This is a genomic window from Methylomonas sp. EFPC1 (genome assembly GCF_016925515.1).
In the GTDB taxonomy this organism is placed as follows: domain Bacteria; phylum Pseudomonadota; class Gammaproteobacteria; order Methylococcales; family Methylomonadaceae; genus Methylomonas; species Methylomonas defluvii.
The window spans coordinates 1,294,203-1,312,967 of sequence record NZ_CP070494.1 but is presented as its reverse complement, the minus strand read 5'-3'; the positions used below and the strand labels follow the sequence as shown (position 1 = coordinate 1,312,967).

The 18,765-nt window shown below is 53.0% G+C and carries 14 protein-coding genes; 11 read left to right on the top strand and 3 right to left on the bottom strand.

Translation table 11 applies throughout. From position 1 onward, the window contains the following. The first annotated feature begins 30 nt into the window (after window positions 1–30). Entirely contained in the window at window positions 31–519 is a 489-nt protein-coding gene (locus JWZ98_RS06215; protein WP_205453665.1) for a zinc ribbon-containing protein, read from the top strand. Window positions 520–577: 58 nt separating this feature from the next. Continuing rightward, entirely contained in the window at window positions 578–1,351 is a 774-nt protein-coding gene (locus JWZ98_RS06210) for a ParA family protein (RefSeq protein WP_033157892.1), read from the top strand. Window positions 1,352–1,446: 95 nt separating this feature from the next. Here the strand turns inward: JWZ98_RS06210 and phoU are convergent, their stop codons facing one another. Beyond that, window positions 1,447–2,175, bottom strand: coding sequence for a phosphate signaling complex protein PhoU (phoU, locus tag JWZ98_RS06205; protein WP_171694553.1), 729 nt, complete (start codon window positions 2,173–2,175; stop codon window positions 1,447–1,449). A gap of 290 nt (window positions 2,176–2,465) precedes the next feature. Here phoU and JWZ98_RS06200 point away from each other — a divergent pair, with 290 nt between their 5' ends. From JWZ98_RS06200 to JWZ98_RS06190, 3 genes are all read left to right on the top strand, one after another. Continuing rightward, on the top strand, window positions 2,466–3,260 hold the full coding sequence (locus JWZ98_RS06200; RefSeq protein ID WP_033157894.1) for a UDP-2,3-diacylglucosamine diphosphatase: 795 nt from the start codon (window positions 2,466–2,468) through the stop codon (window positions 3,258–3,260). Between the two features lie 256 nt (window positions 3,261–3,516). Then, window positions 3,517–6,045: an ExeM/NucH family extracellular endonuclease gene (locus tag JWZ98_RS06195; protein ID WP_205453664.1), complete on the top strand. Its 2,529-nt coding sequence runs from the start codon at window positions 3,517–3,519 to the stop codon at window positions 6,043–6,045. A 344-nt stretch (window positions 6,046–6,389) separates the two neighbouring features. Continuing rightward, a complete protein-coding gene (locus JWZ98_RS06190; RefSeq protein WP_101051707.1) occupies window positions 6,390–6,908 on the top strand; it encodes a hypothetical protein in 519 nt (172 codons plus the stop codon). A gap of 431 nt (window positions 6,909–7,339) precedes the next feature. On the opposite strand, the gene JWZ98_RS06185 is transcribed toward JWZ98_RS06190, so the two are convergent. Then, entirely contained in the window at window positions 7,340–9,724 is a 2,385-nt protein-coding gene (locus tag JWZ98_RS06185; RefSeq protein ID WP_033157897.1) for a TonB-dependent receptor, read from the bottom strand. 73 nt (window positions 9,725–9,797) lie between these two features. Here JWZ98_RS06185 and JWZ98_RS06180 point away from each other — a divergent pair, with 73 nt between their 5' ends. From JWZ98_RS06180 to JWZ98_RS06165, 4 genes are all read left to right on the top strand, one after another. Continuing rightward, the gene (locus tag JWZ98_RS06180; RefSeq protein WP_165385931.1) at window positions 9,798–9,971 is read left to right on the top strand and encodes a hypothetical protein; all 174 of its coding nucleotides are present in this window, start codon (window positions 9,798–9,800) and stop codon (window positions 9,969–9,971) included. A 325-nt stretch (window positions 9,972–10,296) separates the two neighbouring features. Further along, entirely contained in the window at window positions 10,297–10,815 is a 519-nt protein-coding gene (locus JWZ98_RS06175; protein ID WP_033157978.1) for an RNA polymerase sigma factor, read from the top strand. 73 nt (window positions 10,816–10,888) lie between these two features. Continuing rightward, entirely contained in the window at window positions 10,889–11,857 is a 969-nt protein-coding gene (locus JWZ98_RS06170) for a FecR family protein (RefSeq protein WP_033157979.1), read from the top strand. A 344-nt stretch (window positions 11,858–12,201) separates the two neighbouring features. Next, the gene (locus JWZ98_RS06165; protein WP_205453663.1) at window positions 12,202–12,846 is read left to right on the top strand and encodes an energy transducer TonB; all 645 of its coding nucleotides are present in this window, start codon (window positions 12,202–12,204) and stop codon (window positions 12,844–12,846) included. 262 nt (window positions 12,847–13,108) lie between these two features. On the opposite strand, the gene JWZ98_RS06160 is transcribed toward JWZ98_RS06165, so the two are convergent. After that, window positions 13,109–14,803, bottom strand: a complete 1,695-nt coding sequence (locus JWZ98_RS06160; RefSeq protein ID WP_205453662.1) for a sensor domain-containing diguanylate cyclase — start codon at window positions 14,801–14,803, stop codon at window positions 13,109–13,111. Between the two features lie 1,566 nt (window positions 14,804–16,369). Here JWZ98_RS06160 and JWZ98_RS06155 point away from each other — a divergent pair. Next, window positions 16,370–16,924 (top strand): hypothetical protein, encoded by a 555-nt coding sequence (locus tag JWZ98_RS06155; RefSeq protein WP_205453661.1) that lies wholly within the window; start codon window positions 16,370–16,372, stop codon window positions 16,922–16,924. Between the two features lie 11 nt (window positions 16,925–16,935). Continuing rightward, window positions 16,936–18,711, top strand: a complete 1,776-nt coding sequence (locus JWZ98_RS06150) for a bifunctional metallophosphatase/5'-nucleotidase (protein WP_205453660.1) — start codon at window positions 16,936–16,938, stop codon at window positions 18,709–18,711. Window positions 18,712–18,765 lie beyond the last annotated feature (54 nt).

Below are 18,765 nucleotides of genomic sequence, written 5' to 3'. Positions count from 1 at the left end.
GTGAAAATTAAAACAACACAAGGAGCAGCCATGGGCGAAAACAAACTGATCAAAGCGTATGACGATCTGATGGGCCATCTTTACGAAGCCCTGGACGATACCTTACACACCGTCGCCGACGCATTGGAAATAGCCAAGGAAAAAACCAGCGCGCTGGGCGGCCACACGCAAGAAGAAATCAATAAAATCGCCGATTATGTGATGCGCGATGTAGAACACGTCGCCACCGCGCCGTCGCAACAAGACGAAAGCAATTCGCTGTCCGAATGGTTGAAGTTTGACATCGATTTGATCGAGAACTTTGCTTTGGACGCTTTCATGGACATTGCCGACAAAACTAAGGTCAAGCTGGCCGCGTTGGAGATGGAAGCCAAGCTCTATCATCCGTATAAAAGCGGTGAAGTAGCCGGCCCCGGCACTTTTGTCTGCGATGCCTGCGGCAAACAAATCGCCTTCAAATCCACCAGCGTTATACCGGCCTGCCCGGAATGCAAGGGCGGCAGTTTCTCGCGCGTTTGATATTGCAGGCTTTAACCTTATAATGCGGGCTTTTATTTTTTAGCAATCGAGGGCGATTATGCGCAGGGTGATCTTCAATCAGAAAGGCGGCGTGGGTAAATCTACCATTACCTGTAACCTAGCAGCCATCAGCGCCGTAGAGGGTAAAAAAACCCTGGTGATCGATCTCGATGTGCAAGGCAACTCAACCCAATATTTACTCGGCAATAAAGTCGCCGACTCCGACAAGACCATCGCCCATTTTTTCAAAGACAGCCTAGGACTGGGCTTATTCGGCGGCGGCAAGGAAGGTTTGGACGGTCTGATTCATGAAACCCCCTTCCCCAACCTTTTCGTGTTGCCATCCCATAGCGATTTGGAAGGTTTGCAAAGCCGGTTGGAATCGCGGCATAAAATCTACAAATTAAAAGAGGCGTTGGAAAAACTGGAAGGCTTCGAGCAAATCTATATCGACACCCCGCCGATTTTGAATTTTTATAGCCTATCAGCTTTAATCGCCGCCGAAAAATGCCTGATTCCGTTCGACTGCGACACCTTCGCTCGTGAAGCCCTGTACACACTGATGCGCGCCATCGCCGAAGTCAAAGCCGATCATAACGACAGACTGGAAGTGGAAGGCGTCATCGTCAACCAATATCAAAAGCAGGCCAACCTGCCGCGGCAGTTAGTGGAAGACCTGATCGCCGAGGGCTTGCCGGTGCTGGAAACCAAAATCTCCACCTCGGTGAAAGTTCGCGAATCGCATAGCGACGCCCAGCCTTTGATTCACTATGCGCCAACCCATAAATTGACCGAAGAATACCGGGCCTTGCATTTGGAAATCCACAAATAACGATTTAGCATTTACCCACATTAAAAAGCCGGCAATGCCGGCTTCTTTGTTTTTAAATGACGGCAAACACCGAAGAGGCAGCCGCGCGCAAATGCTTAACCAGCAAGACTAGCCTGAGTTGCCAGCCCACCATGCCGCACATCGATACCGTCCAACATAAAAATGGCGTGCTCGGCAATGTTCCGGCAATGCTCGCCGCAACGCTCCATGGCTTTCATCATTTGCATCACATCCAAGGCTCTGCGAATCATTCGGGCGTCGTGCAATACCAAAGTCAATTGGTGCTTGATACCCTCCTGCAATTCCGACTCGCAATCCCTGTCGCATTCCAACAAGGCGTATGCCTGCTTGGTATCCCGGCTTTCGAAAACCACCATCAACTTGTCCAAAATCAGCTTGATTAAACCGCCGATTTTCACGATGTCAGCCAACAGCTTTTGATTGGGGTCGCTGGTGTTAGGGTCGAACAACACCGTAATCAGTTTGGCGAACTCGACAATCTCAACACCGATTTTTTCCAGCTCTACGGCGATTTTCGACGTCGATAACACATAGCGCAGATCGTTTGCCACCGGACTATGCCGGGCAATGATGTTCAATACCTCGCCGTCAATCTTGCTTTCGAAGTGCTTGACCTTCTTATGCCGTGATACGACTTTTTGCGCCAGTTCGGCATCGCCGTAGTCCAGCGCCTGCATCGCCTGTTCCAGTTGGTAAACCAAAAGGTCTGTCATATCCAGCATCAAACTATGCATATGCCCTAAATCGGTGTCATACGCATGCAAGGTATGCACATTATTGGGAGTGTCTGTTTGCTTCGTCATCGGCAGTTCTCTTGCTTGTTTGGCCAGGGTCTCGGTAATAAGCAAACCTTAGAACAAGCAGATTACAGGAATGTGACACAACCCGATAGACACGCAAAACTCGGCGCGCTAGTTATTGTTTTTAATCAATATATTTATAGAGCCGACAATCTAGAGTCTGTACAAAAAGCCAAAAATAATCCGTTGCCCGCATTACTCGGCAAAGAAGCGACAAGCCGGCTCTGTCATGCTGCTGTCATAAATGCAGACAAAAATAGCCCTCGTCCGATACCAATATTTGGCGTTTGCTTATGAATACCTCTTTCTATCGCACCATCTGGATTTCCGACCTACACATTGGCTCGACCCAATGCCAGGCCGATGCCCTGCTGGATTTTTTAAAACATAACGACAGCGAAAAACTCTATCTGGTCGGCGACATCATCGACTTTTGGGCCTTGTCCAAAAAAATGTACTGGCCGCGTGATCACAACACCATCATTCAAAAAATCCTGCGCAAAGCCCGACACGGCACGCAAATTATCTACGTCCCCGGCAACCACGACGAAAACGTCCGCGATTACGACGATTACGTGTTCGGCGACATCGTCGTGAAAAACTCGGATATTCACACCACGGTAAACGGCAAACGCTTCCTGATCGTCCACGGCGACGAATACGACACCATCGCCAAACATCACCAATGGCTGGCAAAAATCGGCAGCCTGGGTTACGACTGGCTGATCGAAATCAACCGCTTCCTGCGCTTGTTCAGACGCCTATTCGGCAGGCAATCGCATTTCTCCTTGGCGGCGTTTGTGAAATTCAAAGTCAAGAATGTGGTGCAATTTATCTCCGATTACGAGGAAAGCATTGTCCGCACCCTGAAAAACGAAGGCCTGGACGGCGTGATTTGCGGGCACATTCATCATGCCGAAATCAAGGAAATAGAAGGCTTCTTATACGTCAATACCGGCGATTTCGTGGAAAGCTGCACGGCCATTGTCGAACATCAAGACGGCAGACTGGAGTTAATCCGCTGGCTGGCCCAGGAAGCGCCGCAATTGACGCAGCAGCACGATGGAGAATTGCCGCATCCTGGCTAACTCCAAACCTTGCCGGAACCGGCCTACTTAGCTTTGTATTACATGTCACAAAAACTTCGCCAAACCGTCACGGTTTCTTAACCCTCCTCCAAGCGTAATCCCGGAAAATGTGAGCGGGCTTGCAGAATTTTGGGAAGTCACCCAATGACGCGCTCGTCGTCTTTCCCCCTTAAGCCGATGAGTGCGTCTCTCTGCGAGTCAGCTCAGGCTCATCCAAGCCTGCTTACTGATTTTTAAGCACAGAGACCATCCGACCATGATCGCAAAGCACATCCGCAGCTACCCGCTGCTGGCCGCAGTGAGCGCCCTCAGCTGCTTCGGCAACGCCCAGGCTGCCACGCCGGTGTTTATCAACGAAATTCACTATGACAATGCCGGCACCGATAGCGGCGAGGCGATCGAAATTGCTGGCCCGGCCGGCACCAACCTCAGCGGCTGGTCGTTGGTACTCTACAACGGTAACGGTGGCGCCAGCTATAACAGCAAAGCCTTAAGCGGCGTGATTGCCGACCAAACCGGCACCGGCTTCGGCACGCTGAGCTTCAGCTATCCGGCTGATGGCATTCAAAACGGTGGGCCGGACGGCATTGCCTTGGTCAACAGCAGCACGGTGGTGCAGTTTTTAAGTTACGAGTCCTCACCGTTTACAGCGGTGGGTGGCCCGGCTAACGGCATGACCAGCGTGGATATTGGCGTAGCGGAAACTAACTCAACTCCCGTAGGCCAATCCTTACAACTGAAAGGCACCGGCAACAGCTACGAAAACTTTACCTGGAACGCCCCAGCCACAAATTCATTTGGCGCGGTCAACAGCGGCCAAAACTTCGGCGGCGTCACCCCACCGCCGCCACCGGTTTCCCAATGCGGCCAAGCGGCAACCCTAATCAGCGCCATCCAAGGCAGCAGCGGCGTCAGTCCGTTGAGCGGCAGCGTGCAACACGTTGAAGCCGTGGTCAGCGCCGACTTCCAAGGCAGCGGTAATTTGAACGGCTTTTTCGTGCAGCAAATCGATGGTGCCGACGCCAATCCGGCGACGTCCGAAGGCTTGTTCGTCGCCTCCAGCTTGCCGGTCAATGTCGGCGATAAAGTCCACATCGTCGGCACCGTCACCGAAACCTTCAATATGACCCGCCTGGAAAGCGTCAGCTCAGTGGACATTTGCGCCACCGGCAACGCCTTACCGACCGCGGTTGAAGTAAATTTACCCTTCGACAACGCCGACAATAACGCTGAACGCTGGGAAGGCATGTTGATCCGTCTGCCGCAAACCCTGACGGTCAGCGAAAACTTCAATCTGGGCCGATTCGGCGAGTTTTTACTTTCCTCCGGAGGCCGTTTATTGACACCCACCCAAGTCGCCATGCCCGGCCAAGCGGCTATCGATGTTGCCGCGCAAAATGGCTTGAATCACTTGACCGTAGACGATGGCTCCAACGTCCAAAATCCCGATCCGGTGATTTACCCACAGCCGACCGGCTTAAGCGCGGCCACGCCTTTACGTAGCGGCGACTCCGTGGTAGGTGCTACCGGTATATTGGCTTACGACTTTGGCGTCTACCGCCTGCAACCGACTCAGCCATTGACTTTCATCGCCGACAACACGCGCGGCGCTGCGCCGATCTTATCGACATTGGGCTCGTTAAAAGTCGCCAGCTTTAACGTGTTGAATTACTTCAATGGCAACGGTGTCGGCGGCGGCTTCCCCACTTCGCGCGGTGCTAATACGCTGGCCGAATTCAACCGTCAGCGCGGCAAAATCATTCCGGCCATCCACGCCTTAAACGCGGATGTGGTGGGCTTGATGGAAATCGAAAACGACGGCTACGGCAGCAGCAGCGCCATCGCCGATCTGGTGAATGGTTTGAATCAACTGGCCGGCGCCGGCACTTATGCCTATATCAATCCGGGCTTGAGCAAAGTCGGCACCGACGAGATCGCCGTGGGCATCATCTACAAACCGGCTAAAACTACGCCGGTCGGCGCGGTGGCAATATTGGATTCTTCGGTAAACCCCTTATTTATCGACACCAAAAACCGCCCTGCCCTGGCCCAAACTTTCTTGGATAAGGCTTCCAACAAGTTGCTGACCGTGGCCGTCAATCATCTTAAATCCAAAGGTTCGGCTTGCGACGATGTGAATGATCCCGACACCGGCGACGGCCAAGGCAATTGCAACCAAACCCGCACCAATGCTGCGCAAGCCTTGGCAACTTGGCTGGCTGGCGATCCTACTCACAACGGCGCCAACAATGCTCTGATCATCGGCGACCTGAACAGCTACGCCCAGGAAGACCCGATCAGTGCCTTGAAAAACGCCGGTTACCAGAACCTGCTGGAAACTTTCGTCGGCAATCAGGCCGCTTACAGTTACGTATTCGATGGTGCGGCCGGTTATCTGGATCATGGCCTAGCGAATGCCGCACTCGCGCCGCAAGTTAAAAGTGCCGGCGAATGGCATATCAACGCCGACGAACCACGCTCTCTGGATTACAACACCGAGTTCAAAACAGCCAATCAATTAAGCAGCTTCTACGCGGCCGACGCTTATCGCTCATCGGATCACGATCCGCTGTTGATCAAGTTGTTCGTACCGGGTGATTTGGATAACGACGGCGATGTCGATGGTACCGATGCCAATTTGATCAAGGCTCAAGTTGGCAAATGCAGCGGCAAGGCTGGTTTTAACCGGGAAGCGGATTATGACGCAACCGGCTGCGTCAGCATTGCCGACTACCGGACTTGGTATGGCTATTTCAATAACTACACAGCGATCAGCAAACCGTAACGACCGCAAACATTGCCGATTAATTTTTATTTGTTAAAGAAGGTTTTATGAAAAATATGACATGGCGTCATTGCCTGATACTTGCGTTGGCATTTTGGTCTGGTGTCAACCAAGCGAGTACGCTCAGCACATCCGGCGATATTCAAATTAATCCGGGCGGCAATATAGAAGTCCAAACGGGTCAAACTCCAGCGAATCTGCAAACTACCCAACCACCACTTATTACAGGGGGTGACATTCAAATTTTGCCTCGAGGTAGTATTGCAAACCAAGCGGGACAAACGCCAACCAATTCGGGATCAATTTCACCGTTAACCATAGTCTCTCCTATTGAACCCAGATTTTTGGCGCTACAGCAGACCTCAGGCTTTACCCATATTGGCGATCATTTTGATGTTGAAGTGCTGGCTTTCGCGCCTTTGGCTAACGCCAGCCCGGACGAACTGGTGTTGGGCTTTGGTTTCAACACGCTATTAGGCGGCACGGGCGCTGCGCAGTTTTTGGGTAGCAGCATTAACCCGTTGTTCACCGACATTTCAACACAGGATGGCGTGAATTTAGCCGCTGCCGGCCTGGCCTTTCCGGGCTTGAGTGCAAATGACGTGGGCTCGTTCATTTCTCTGGCGGTTTTGCATTTTCAGGCCGTCGCGTCAGGTGACTTGAATATCGCGATCACCAGCGATTTGCATGATCTCAACCAAGGTTTGATCTTTTTGAATCAAGGGCCGCTGGCGATCAATGCCAGCGTCGGCTTCAACATCACGGCTGTGCCGTTACCGCCCTCTTTGTTGCTGTTTGGGAGTGGCTTGGTGGTAGGTTTTGGGGGGATTCGGAAGCGCGCGGCATATCTGCATCGCCCCTGACGGACTATTCTCGCCAAATACCCACGGGGCACAAGAGCTGCGATGCTCGGCGCGGAATAACGGGAGAAAACCACTACCAAAATCAAGAGAAAACAAAACGCAGGGTGAGCAACGGTTCTCTGCAAACCGATTATCGGTATAGGCTTATGCCAGGTAATGACAAAAACCGTGCCCGCCCGGCATATTGGCTATTGGTGCGGGCGGTTTTGTAGGTCGTTGCCGGCAGGATCGGAACGTTCTTTTGTTTTTGAGGTTCCGTGCAGCGAGTCGGAAAGAGCCACGTCCAAAGAAAACCGCGTAGGTGCGATTAGCGAAGCGTAATCGCACGTATTTGGGCACAAGTTTCAGGATTGCATGCGTCCGATTACGCTGCGCTAATCGGACGAGCTGTAACGCACAGGAACGAGCCCAAAGATATGCGGCCTCCTGGCTTAAAACTCCACCTTTACCGATCCCAGCAGCGTTCTTGGCGTACCGATATTAACCCGCGAGTTCGGCCCCAGACCCGGAATCACGTCTTGCAGATAATTTTTGTCCAACAGATTGTTTACATTCAGCTGGAAAGTGACTTTGGATTGGCTGACTTTCAAATTGTAGGCAGTCATTAAATCAACCGTAATAAACCCCGGCACATTATAGGTATTCGGCACATTGGTAGAGGCATCGCGCATTGTGATGCCGCCGCCGACTTTAAACCCTTTCAATGACTCCTGTTGAAAGTCGTAAGTATTCCAAAACGTGCCGACGTTTCTGGGGATCGCGAACATCCGCCGACCTTCTCGGCCGTCGTTGTCTTTGGTAACGCGGGTGTCCAGATTGGCGTAGGTGGCGATCATATTCCAGCCCGGTAGGATTTCGCCTTTAATGTCCAACTCCGGTCCGCGGCTACGCACCTCTCCGACCGCGATGGAATACAAGGGATTGTTGGGGTCGGTGGTGGCTACGTTTTGTTTGGTCAAATCGAAATAGGCCAGCGTGGCGCTGAGCCGGCCGTCGAAAAACTCGCTCTTGGCGCCCAATTCCCATTGCTGCGCGCTCTCGGGCGGCAGCGGCTTGCCGCCCTGGCCCAAACCATTGGTGGCGCCAAAGTTTTCGACATAATTGCCGTAAAGGCTCAACCAATCTTGGGCTTGCCACAATACCCCGACGCGCGGTGTCACCGCGTCCGCGGAAAGCTTGGATTGCGCCACTTTATCGGCCTGATCTACGACCTGGTAACGCAAACCGCCCATCACGTGAATCCCGTGCGGCAACTGAATCTGATCCTGGGCGTACAAGCCGTAGAACTCGGTGTCGGTGTCGTAGCGGTCAAATCCGGTCGGAAAGCTATAGCCGGTGTGGATAGGATTATAGATGTCGATGCCGGTCGCGGGATCGCCGTAATAATATTGGCCTGTCGAACGGTTGTTGTAATAATCGCCGCCGACCAGCAATGTGTGCTTTAGCCCAAAGGTATTGAAGTGGCCGGTTAAGTCCAGCGTGGTGTAATAGGTGTTAATGTCGGCCGGGTTAGCAACCACGATTCGATTGAGCTGGCTACCCGTCAGTCCATCTCCCAGCATCGCTACGCTGTTCGGCGTATCCCGGCGCTCGGTGGCGAAGCGATGGCTGATGCTCCAATTGTCGTTAAATTGATGCGACCAATTGAAGCCCAACAAAATGTCGTCGTGATTCTCTGGGGTCTTTTCCATTAAATTGCGCCCGCGCGGCATATCGATAAACCGGCCGTCTACGTAAGGCCAAACCATGGTGTCGTTGACCAAATTGTCGTGTTTGTATTCCATCTCGAAGGTAATTTGCGTTCGAGCGCTGATGTTCCACTTCAGCACCGGCGCCAGAAAGATGCGTTCGCTATCGACCAACTCGCGGTAAGAGCCGCTGTTTTCGTAAGACGCATTCATCCGGTACAACAAGGTATCGTCGTTCGTCAGCGGACCGGTGGCATCCATTGTGGTGCGGTAAAGATCGAACGAACCGAACTGCTGCTGTAAGGCGTAATAAGGGGTATTTAGCGGCTGCTTGGTCACCACGTTGACCATGCCGCCCGGCTCCATCCGCCCGTAAAGAATAGAGGCCGGGCCTTTTACTACCTCAACCCGTTCGACATTGGCCATCTGCCGCTTGCCCCAAGAACTGAACTCGGAGTCGTAGCGGAAGCCGTTGCGAAATAGCGCCGAACTGCGAAAGCCGCGCAGATAGAGATCTTCGGACAGGCCCCCGGAACCCGCGCCCAGGGTTACGCCGCTGACATTTTTTAACGCGGTTTCTATTGTAATCGCTTGCTGATCGTTCAATACTGCTTTCGGCACGATTTGAATATTCACCGGCGTTTCCATCAATGGCGTATCGGTTTTGGTGGCCGTCGCGGAATCGCGCAGCGCATAGTCCTTGTTATACGGATCGTTGGCGTCATAAGCCGCCCTCCCCAGCACCGTTACTGCCGGCATCGTAGCCGCCGACTGTGGCTCGCTGTTATTGACCACCGGCTTAGCTTCGATAATCGCCGTACCGTTGCCCACCAAGCGATAACCCAACCCGCTGTCCTTCAGTAATTTGCTCAGCCCTTGTTCGACGGTGACTGTTTCATGTAAGGCCGGCGCGCTAAGACCGCGGGTCAACTCGGCGTTGAATACCAGTTTTAGATTGGCCTGGTCGGCGAAAGCCGTCAGCGCTTCGGTCAAACCGCCGGCAGTAATGGCATAAGTCCGTGCTTCCTGTTGCATGGGCTCGGCGTAGGCCGTATAGCTGGCAATGCTCAGCGCCAGGGCTGTCACGGCGAATGGCGCACTTAAGGGCGCGAATGCGGGTGTCCTCATAAAATCTCCTGATTGCGTGAATGACTGCGCCGATAGCCGGCGTTACTCTTCACAACGTTTCAGGGAAGAAATCATGAACACTACCTTAAAAATTTTTCAACATATGGCCGGTATTGCCGAAGGGCACGCCAGCCTGAGTTTCGACGAGCTCAGCCTTTATGCCCCTGAGGGTACGAACGGAATACCGGTAATAAATAGGGCCGGGGAGATTTTCGGAATAAATGCTCGCCGATCCACTTTCCTCTGATGCTTTGAAAAACAACGAGGAGCGTCTTCAGTCCATTGGGTAGAGCAATATTGGACTGCTTGCAGTGTGTCATATCACGCCTTATACGGCATTTCACACAGCTCTGTTAATGCAAATCCAGGCCAACATAGGCATTTGACGTATCCCGGCGGCGGTCAAATGTTGGATTTTTGAAGACGCTAAAGCCGCATTAATAGCGCCTATCACGGCCGTTGCTGCCCGGCAGCGTGCCTAAATTGATACGAAATAAAGGCCATTGGCGCCGATTTTGCTTCGTCAAACGTCTTGATAGATAACCCACTTGTATCGCTTTCAAAAACGACTGATGACTGCTGTTTCGGACACACTGGATCATTTCTTTCGGGAAAATCGGGACGATTTAATCGGTTTTTTTCTGCGCCGCCTGCATTGTCCCGATACCGCCAAGGATTTGGCCCAAGAAACCTTTGTGCGGCTATTGTTCTCCGAACAGCGGACGCCGACTCAGGATAGGCGGGCGTTGGCGTTTTTTATCGCCGGCAATTTGGTGGTCGATCATATCCGCAAGGAATCGGTACGCGCCCGTTATGCGCCAAGCCAGGAGATACCGGCCGAACTACTGGAGGCGGTTGCCGGCAATGATCCGGACGCCGAAAAACAGTTAATGGCCTGGCAGGATCTGGATACGGTCAATACGGCCCTGAATGAATTGCCGGAAGAGTGCCGGGCGGCGTTTTACTTAAGCGCCATCGAAGGCCTGACTTACGCGCAAATTGGCGAATGTTTGGGCGTGTCCGAACGGGCCATCGCCAAACGCATTGCCAAAACTTTGAAGCATTGCCGTGACCGTCGCGAGCAACACTGAATTGGCCTGCGGTTTATTTTCCGGCAACATTGTTTTATCGTTTGCCCACTCCTTCCCCGCTTCAGCAGCCTTGATGAACACCGACCCCGACAACTCCAATGAAAGCTTGGCCGACCAGGCGATAGACTGGCTGGTGCTGATGCGTTCCGGTTCGGTTACAGACGCCGCACGCCACCAATTCGAGGCCTGGTATGGTCAAGACGACGCCAACCGGCAAGCCTACGCCGAGGCCGAAGCGCTGTGGGGTTCGGTCGCGCAAGCCGTTAAAACCACACCGCCCGCCAATTTCCAGCCAAAGCAAATTCATGCCGTTCCGCGTTTGCCGCGGCGAGCCGGTTTGGCGCTAGCCGCTTCGCTGGTGTTGGGGTTGTTGCTAGGCCGGGATAGGCTGCACGATTGGTTGTTCAGCGATTACGCAACCGCCGTTGGCGAGCAAAAACAGATTCAATTGGCCGACGGCAGCCGCGTGTTGCTGAATACCGATACCGCGTTGGACATAGACTGGTCGGCGGACAAACGGCGCGTGGTATTGCTCAGAGGCCAAGCCGAGTTCAAGGTTACCAGCGATGCCAATAGACCCTTTGAAGTGGTGGCCGGCGATACGGCGGTTAGGGCCTTGGGGACGGTGTTTGATGTGGCGCGCCCTGGCGCCGATAAGGTCGAAGTCAATGTTACCGAGCATGCGGTAGCCGTGCGCTTGACCGATCAAGCCGATGTCGCCGCGATACGGGTGGAGGAAGGCCAGCGATTGACGTATTCCGCTGGTGGTGGGTTGGATAAACCGGCACCAGCCAATCTCAACCAGTTAAATGCCTGGAAACGCGGCAAGTTGATTTTTCACGATCAGGCGCTGGCCGACGTGGTGGCAGAGTTAAACCGCTATTCCAAAGCCAAAATCATTCTGAACGGGGAGGATGTCAAGCAATTGCGAGTTAGCGGGGTATTTCCAACCGACGGTCTGGCGATGCTGGATGCCTTGCAAAAATCTTTGGCACTGCGTCAGACCGCATTGGGGCCGTGGCTGGTGATTTTGCATTCTTGATGCGAAAACAGAATCGGCCGGGCCGTATAAGGAACCGCCGCTGCGGCAATTGGCCGCATTCCTGGCGGCAAGGCTTTTGTCATAATTAATTGAAAATCGTCTTAACTTGGCGAATTTAGTTGTTTGGAAGAATCACGCCAGCTCAGAGACGCCGCCGCATGTTTAACCGCCAATCCTAAAAACCCGTGCCATTTATTAGAGCGAATCGAATCGGACTTGTTATTGCTCAAAATCCGGCAGCATCTTTTCTTGATGCATCCGTCGGCGTCGAAGCCGGCCGCGCGGTGTCGCTAAAACCAACCCGCAACAAAGAACGTTCGCGCAACATCGCCGTGCTATTTTTGATGTTAGTTACCGTTATGTTGCTGCACTTGGCCGGGGTCAGCTGCTTCTTGTGCCCCGACCTGCCGGAGGCAAAAGCCAGTCCGCTTAAAATGGAAGTGTCGACAATCACGGTTCCGGCCAGCAAGCCAAGCCTTGAGCGAACCCAACCACCGCCGCCCAGCGTTGCCCAACCCAAACCTAAAAAGCCGCAACTCAAACCCCGGTTGAAAAAAGTGACGCCGCAGGCGCCGCCGTCCGATTTTTCAATGCAGGAACAAGTTTTTGATCAACAGCCTCGGCCGGTCGACGATGCCACTCAGCCGGCGATTGCCGAGAAAGTAAGCGCCAACAATCCAAGTCCGACGTTTACCGAGGCATATCTGAATGCCGCTTACCAACACAATCCCAAGCCGGAGTACCCCGGTATCGCCCGCAGCCGAGGCTGGCAGGGCAAAGTGGTTTTGCGCGTGGAAGTCAGCGAGGATGGCCAGGTAGTGGGCGTTGCCGTCGAACAAAGCTGTGGCCACGAAGCGCTGGACGAATCCGCGGTCGAAGCCGTCAAGCAATGGCGCTTCGTACCGGCCAAACGAGCGGAAATCAATGTCGCCAGCGCGGTATTGGTGCCGATCATTTTTACGCTGCAAGACCAAGCGCCGGCTTTTTAGATTTTCCGCCAGTATTGCAGTACGCTGGAAACAGCAGGCGGTCGCGGGTTTTCCGGATAATACTGTGCTTGCCAGAGCCGCACGCCGTGTTTCCAATCAAATTGATTAATCATTTCGAGAGCTCACGCGCCATACAAAAAAGTACTAATTTCGTTCACTCTGTTTATTAACATGGGATAAAAACTACTCCCAAAATCGGATAAATAATCAAAAAACGCCTGATCAATTACGCTTGACTCCGCCAAAAATAAAAGCTGTCAAGTCAGATTGGATTAAGGGACGTTTTATTTTTATCGCAAGTCCCCAAACCCACATAACAATTCGCGCATACCACTTTGTTGCGGCCGGTTTGTTTCGCTTCGTAGAGCGCTTGATCCGCTGCCTGCAAAATAACATCCAAACCTGGAAACTCATCCGTCAATCGGCTTATCCCAATCGAGACTGTCACGTTTATCTGTTCTTGGTTTTCGGATAGTACCGGCGCCAAAGCAACTGCTTTACAAATGCGGTTTGCGATAAGCTCGGCTTGATTCACGGTAGTGTTGGGCAGCAGTGCGACAAACTCCTCGCCGCCCAAGCGCGCAAACAGATCGATTTCTCTCAACACACTAGAGCAAGTAGCCGCGAATAACTTAAGGACTTCGTCGCCGGTGGCGTGGCCGTATGTGTCGTTGATTCGTTTGAAATGGTCTATGTCCAGCATCATTAAGGACAGCGGCTCCGGCCTCCGTAAATGACGTGCAATTTCCCGCTTCGCAAGTTCAAGGAAACGCCGCCTGTTAATCAAACCGGTTAGAACATCGGTATGCGCCTGACGCTCCATTTCCAACATGTGCTCGGCTTGCAGCTGCCGCCGCAATTTTCTTTGCAGTAACAGATAAGCGAAACCAGCGCTGGTCAGTGCCAGCAACACATAAAATAGAATCACCAGCGGCCAAGTAAAGGCTTGTGCCGACAAAGACGTTTTTGAGAGAGACAGCGGCGGCAACCACAATACCAACTTCCATCGATAAGCCTGGGCGCTTGTAATTGCAATGCCGTCATCCGCCGATTGCGGCGCCAAACCCCAATTGCCTAACGAAGCGCTATCCAGGGGGCGAACCGTTTTGAACAGGAACATACCTTCTTCGTTAAAAATTGTCCCCCCCTCTTCTTGGCTAACATGAGGCCAAACACTGGGAAACTGATTACCAAAAACCTCGGCTGATTTGTCACGAGCAAACCCCCATTCTTTTTCCGGTGCATGGCCATTGCTGAGCCAATAACCGTCCTCATTCATCAGCATGACGACATGCAAAGCCTCCGCTAGCTCACTGCTACCGACAACCTTCAATTCATCGAGCATTTCTTGCGCGTCGTAATTGTAAATAATGATCCCTTTGCTGTTGCCATTATCGTCATAGACATGCCTGGCAAAACGCACCATGGGTTTGTATGGGACTTCGAGCTTGCCGTTTTCCATGTTCAGATCCAATGGCGAGACGTAGAGGCCTTTTTCGTCAAGCGCCATGGCTGCTTTGAAAAAGTAACGGTCCGCTTTATTTTGCAGCTCAGACTCAGGTGTAACGTAAGAAAGATTTTGCTGACGCGACACCCTGACAATTTCAATCCCGTCGTTGGCTATGAAACGAATTTTGTAATAGCGGCGGTAAGCCTTCGAAATCGCCAGAAAAGCGCGCGTCATGGCGGCGAGATTTTCCGGATTGGGGTTGTTTAAGTAATGTCTAACCACAGGTAATTGGGTCACGACATTTAAATCGGCAATCGGTTCGAACATGGCGCGCTTGATGATTTGCTCTGATACCGCCAAATATCCGCTTTCCCGAGCCCGAATCACATCCAGCCGGCGATCCTCGGTAAATCGATACGCGCTATACACCAATGCTGACAGCAGCGAGGCTAAACCCAAAAATAAGGAAATGCTGAGAATCAAAAATTTGGTACGAGGAATGTACATTCTAATCTCCCTGTACAGTTGAGCAACACGATGATCGCTAACGGTAAGGCCGTAAGACATCATTCGTAGACTTCAATAGCCACAGCCGCATTGAGCCGCATGGTGGCCTAGAGCATTCGGCGCATTACGCTATCGTTAATGCGCCCTACAAAACTGCACAAATATTAGCTGGATTTCAAACATCGCGGCGGAGATTTGCCCCGTATGCCGCGCCGAGCACCGGAGGGTTTGGACGGATGAAGGCCGTAAGGCGCAATTCGTAGGGCGTCAATAGGCGCAGCCGTATTGCGCCGTATGTTAGCCTTAAGCATTCGGCGCATTACGCTATCGCTAATGCGCCCTACAAAACTGCGCGAATATTAGCTGGATTTTAAACTTCGCGGCGGGGTTTTCTCCCGTATGCCGCGCCGAGCACCGGAGGGTTTGAACGGATCAGCCCGAAGGGGCGCCGCAGGGATGCGGCGCGTTGCATGCAGGGGCTGGGAAGCCCCTTCGGAAAACCCCGTTCGAACCCGAGGAGCGCAGGATCAAAGCGGCATCCGGGCCGCCTTTTCTTTGGATACTTTCTTTTGGCGGAGCAAAAGAAAGTATCTCGGTCGTCGGTCCGAGAACCGACTTCAAAACACCCGTCGCGATAGCGACACTAATCCTAATAACCCAGCTTCGATCCCGAGCAACCTGGAAGTTTTCTCCATCATTCATGCTCGGAACCCCATCACTGGAGTTATTTTGTCCAATAGCCAAGCTCTGAGCTCAAACAAGGCCGTAAGGCGCAATTCGTAGGGCGTCAATAGGCGTAGCCGTATTGCGCCGTATGTTAGCCTTAAGCATTCGGCGCATTACGCTATCGCTAATGCGCCCTACAAAACTGCGCAAATATTAGCTGGATTTTAAACTTCGCGGCGGGGTTTTCTCCCGTATGCCGCGCCGAGCACCGAAGGGTTTGAACGGATTCGCCCGTCAGGGGCGCCGCAGGGATGCGGCGCGTTGCATGCAGGGGCTGGGAAGCCCCTTCAGGCAACCCCGTTCAAACCCGAGGAGCGCAGGGAACAAGCGGCATCCGGGCCGCCTTTCTTTTGGATACTTTTCTTTGGCGGAGCAAAGAAAAGTATCTCGCCTGTCGGTGCGAGAACCGACTTTAAAACAATCGTCGCGATAGCGACACCAATCCTAACAACCCAGCTTCGATCCCGAGCAACCTGGAAGTTTTCTCCATCATTCATGCTCAGAACCCCATCGCTAGAGTTATTTTGTCTAACAGCCAAGCTCTGTACTCAAACAGTCGAAAACCAAGCCGGACTAACGACATCCCGAGATACCTCATTCCGCGGATTTCATCGATTGCCTTCTAGCCACCCGAGCCAGAGTCAGCGCCCGAATAAAACCCGCAACACCCGTGTATTACATTTCACGAAATCTTCATTTAGCAATCACAAGTTCATCACAAAATTTCCTTAGGCTGTACTTGCTTTACCCATAGCGATGGAAATTTCTCAACCCCATATGAACGAGCAGCCAGTGACTTATAACAAAAACCCACGCGCTGTCTTTATCGGAGCATTCTAAATGATCAAAAAATCTGTTCTTGCCGTGGCCTTGCTGTCGGCAATCTGCACGCAAGCCGAGGCGATTACCCTTAATGCCGACGGCGCCTGGCATGCGTTCGACGTAGACAATTCGGTGTCTAATTCCGGCGGTCTGGAATGGATAGACCTGGATAACAATGCTTTAAGCTTTGAATTCACCTTAACCGGCTCGGCGATTTTGCGCGTAGTGGACGCCGGCTTCGCTGGTGATAGATTCAAGATTTTTAACGCGGCCAGCGTACTCGGTGAAACCTCGGCCGCCGTTAACAATTATCCAACTTCTGTTTACAGCGATTTTGACTTGGCTTACACCACTTCCGGCTACAGTCACGGCGAATTTCTGCTAAGTGCCGGCAGCTATCAAATCAGCGGTCTGCTGATCGAATCGGCTCTGGATGATACCTCCACCGAGCTTAACGCCACCGTCGGCGCTGTCAGCCTGACCGCCGTACCTCTGCCCGCCGCTGCGGGCTTATATGCAGCCGGTGCCGGCCTGCTGGGCTTGGTATCTCGTCGCCGTAAATCCACTAATTAAGGTATAAACCAATGAAACTAAACAAACTTGCCATGGGCATTGCATTGGGTTTGGGCACACTAGGCGCGGCCAATGCCGTGACCACCATGCCCACCACCACGATCAAAATCGTTGCTTTCAACGATTTTCATGGCCAACTGGAATCGCCTGGTACATTCCGGCAAACACCCAGCAGCGCGGCATCCACCAATATTCCGGTCGGCGGCGTTGACTGGATGGCCGGTTACGTCGAAAATCTGAAAAACCAAAATCCCAGCACCGTGGTAGTCTCGGCCGGCGACATCATCGGTGCCACACCGCTGGTTTCCGCTTTGTTTCACGACGAACCGACCATCGAAACCATGAACCGCCTGGGTCTGGAATTCAACGCGGTCGGCAATCACGAATTCGACGAAGGTAAAGCTGAACTAAAACGCATGCAAAACGGCGGCTGCCATCCGACCGATCCCAATTCCTGCCAAGGCGCATCCGTTGGCACGCCAGTGCCTTTTGAAGGCGCTGATTTCAAATTCCTGGCCGCCAACGTAGTCGAAACCGCCAACGGCAAAACCTTGTTTCCGCAATACGCGATCAAAGTGGTCGGCGGCGTGCGGGTCGGCTTTATTGGCATGACCTTGAAAGAAACTCCCACCATCGTCACCCCCACCGGCGTGGCCGGCCTGGAGTTCAAAGACGAAGCAGCAACCGTGAATGCGTTGATTCCGAAATTGCGGGCGCGCGGCGTCGAAGCGGTGGTGGTGTTGATTCATCAAGGCGGCACAATTCCGGTCACGCAAAGTGCTTCGACCATCAACAACTGCGATGGCGGTTTGGACGGTTCGCCGATTAAAACCATCGTCAATCAGTTGGACGACGAAGTGGATTTGGTGATTTCCGGCCACACTCATCAAGCCTATAACTGCCAAATCGCCAACAAAGCCGGCCGCTTGATTTCGGTGACCAGCGCCAATTCGCAAGGCCGGGTCTTGACCGACATTGATGTCGCTATCAACACCGTGAACGGCGAAGTCAGCAGCGTCAGCGCCGAAAATATCGTCGTTGATCGAAGCAACACTGCCATCACGCCCTATGCAGCAATTAAAACCATCGTCGATAATTACAAAGCCCTGTCCACGCCCATCGCTAACCGGGTGATCGGCAATATCAGCGCGGCGATTACTCGCACCGCGACCGCAGCCGGCGAGTCGGCGCTGGGCGATGTGATTGCCGATGCGCAACTGCTGGCGACGCAAAACGTCGGTTTTGGCGAAGCAGTGGTGTCATTCATGAATCCAGGCGGCATCCGCGCCGACTTGACCTTTCCATCCAGCACTGCTGCTGAAGGCGACGGCAAAGTGACATACGCCGAAGCATTTACTGTGCAACCGTTCGGCAACACGCTGGTGACGCTGACCTTGACCGGCGCGCAAATCCATACCTTGCTGGAGCAACAATTCACCGGTTGCACAGTCGGCTATCCAGCCGGCGCACCGGCTGCCGGCCAAGCGTTCAACCGCATCATGCAAGTTTCCAACGGTTTTAGTTACGAATGGAAAGAAAAAGGCACGCCTTGCGATAACGTCGATCCCGCCAGCATCAAGATCAATGGTGTGGTCGTCGATCCTGCCGCCAGCTATCGGGTTACCGTGAATAACTTCATGGCCGACGGTGGCGATCAATACTATGTGCTGACACAAGGCACTAACCGCCTGGGTGGCGCTTTGGATCTGGATGCGCTGGAAAACTACTTTACCGTCAACGGCACGGTGGCCCCAGGCCCGCAAAACCGGATTTTGCCGGCGCCTTAAGTTTTAGGGATTAGTTGTAAGCTCTGTAGTGGTACTCGGGCCCGCTGGTACGCG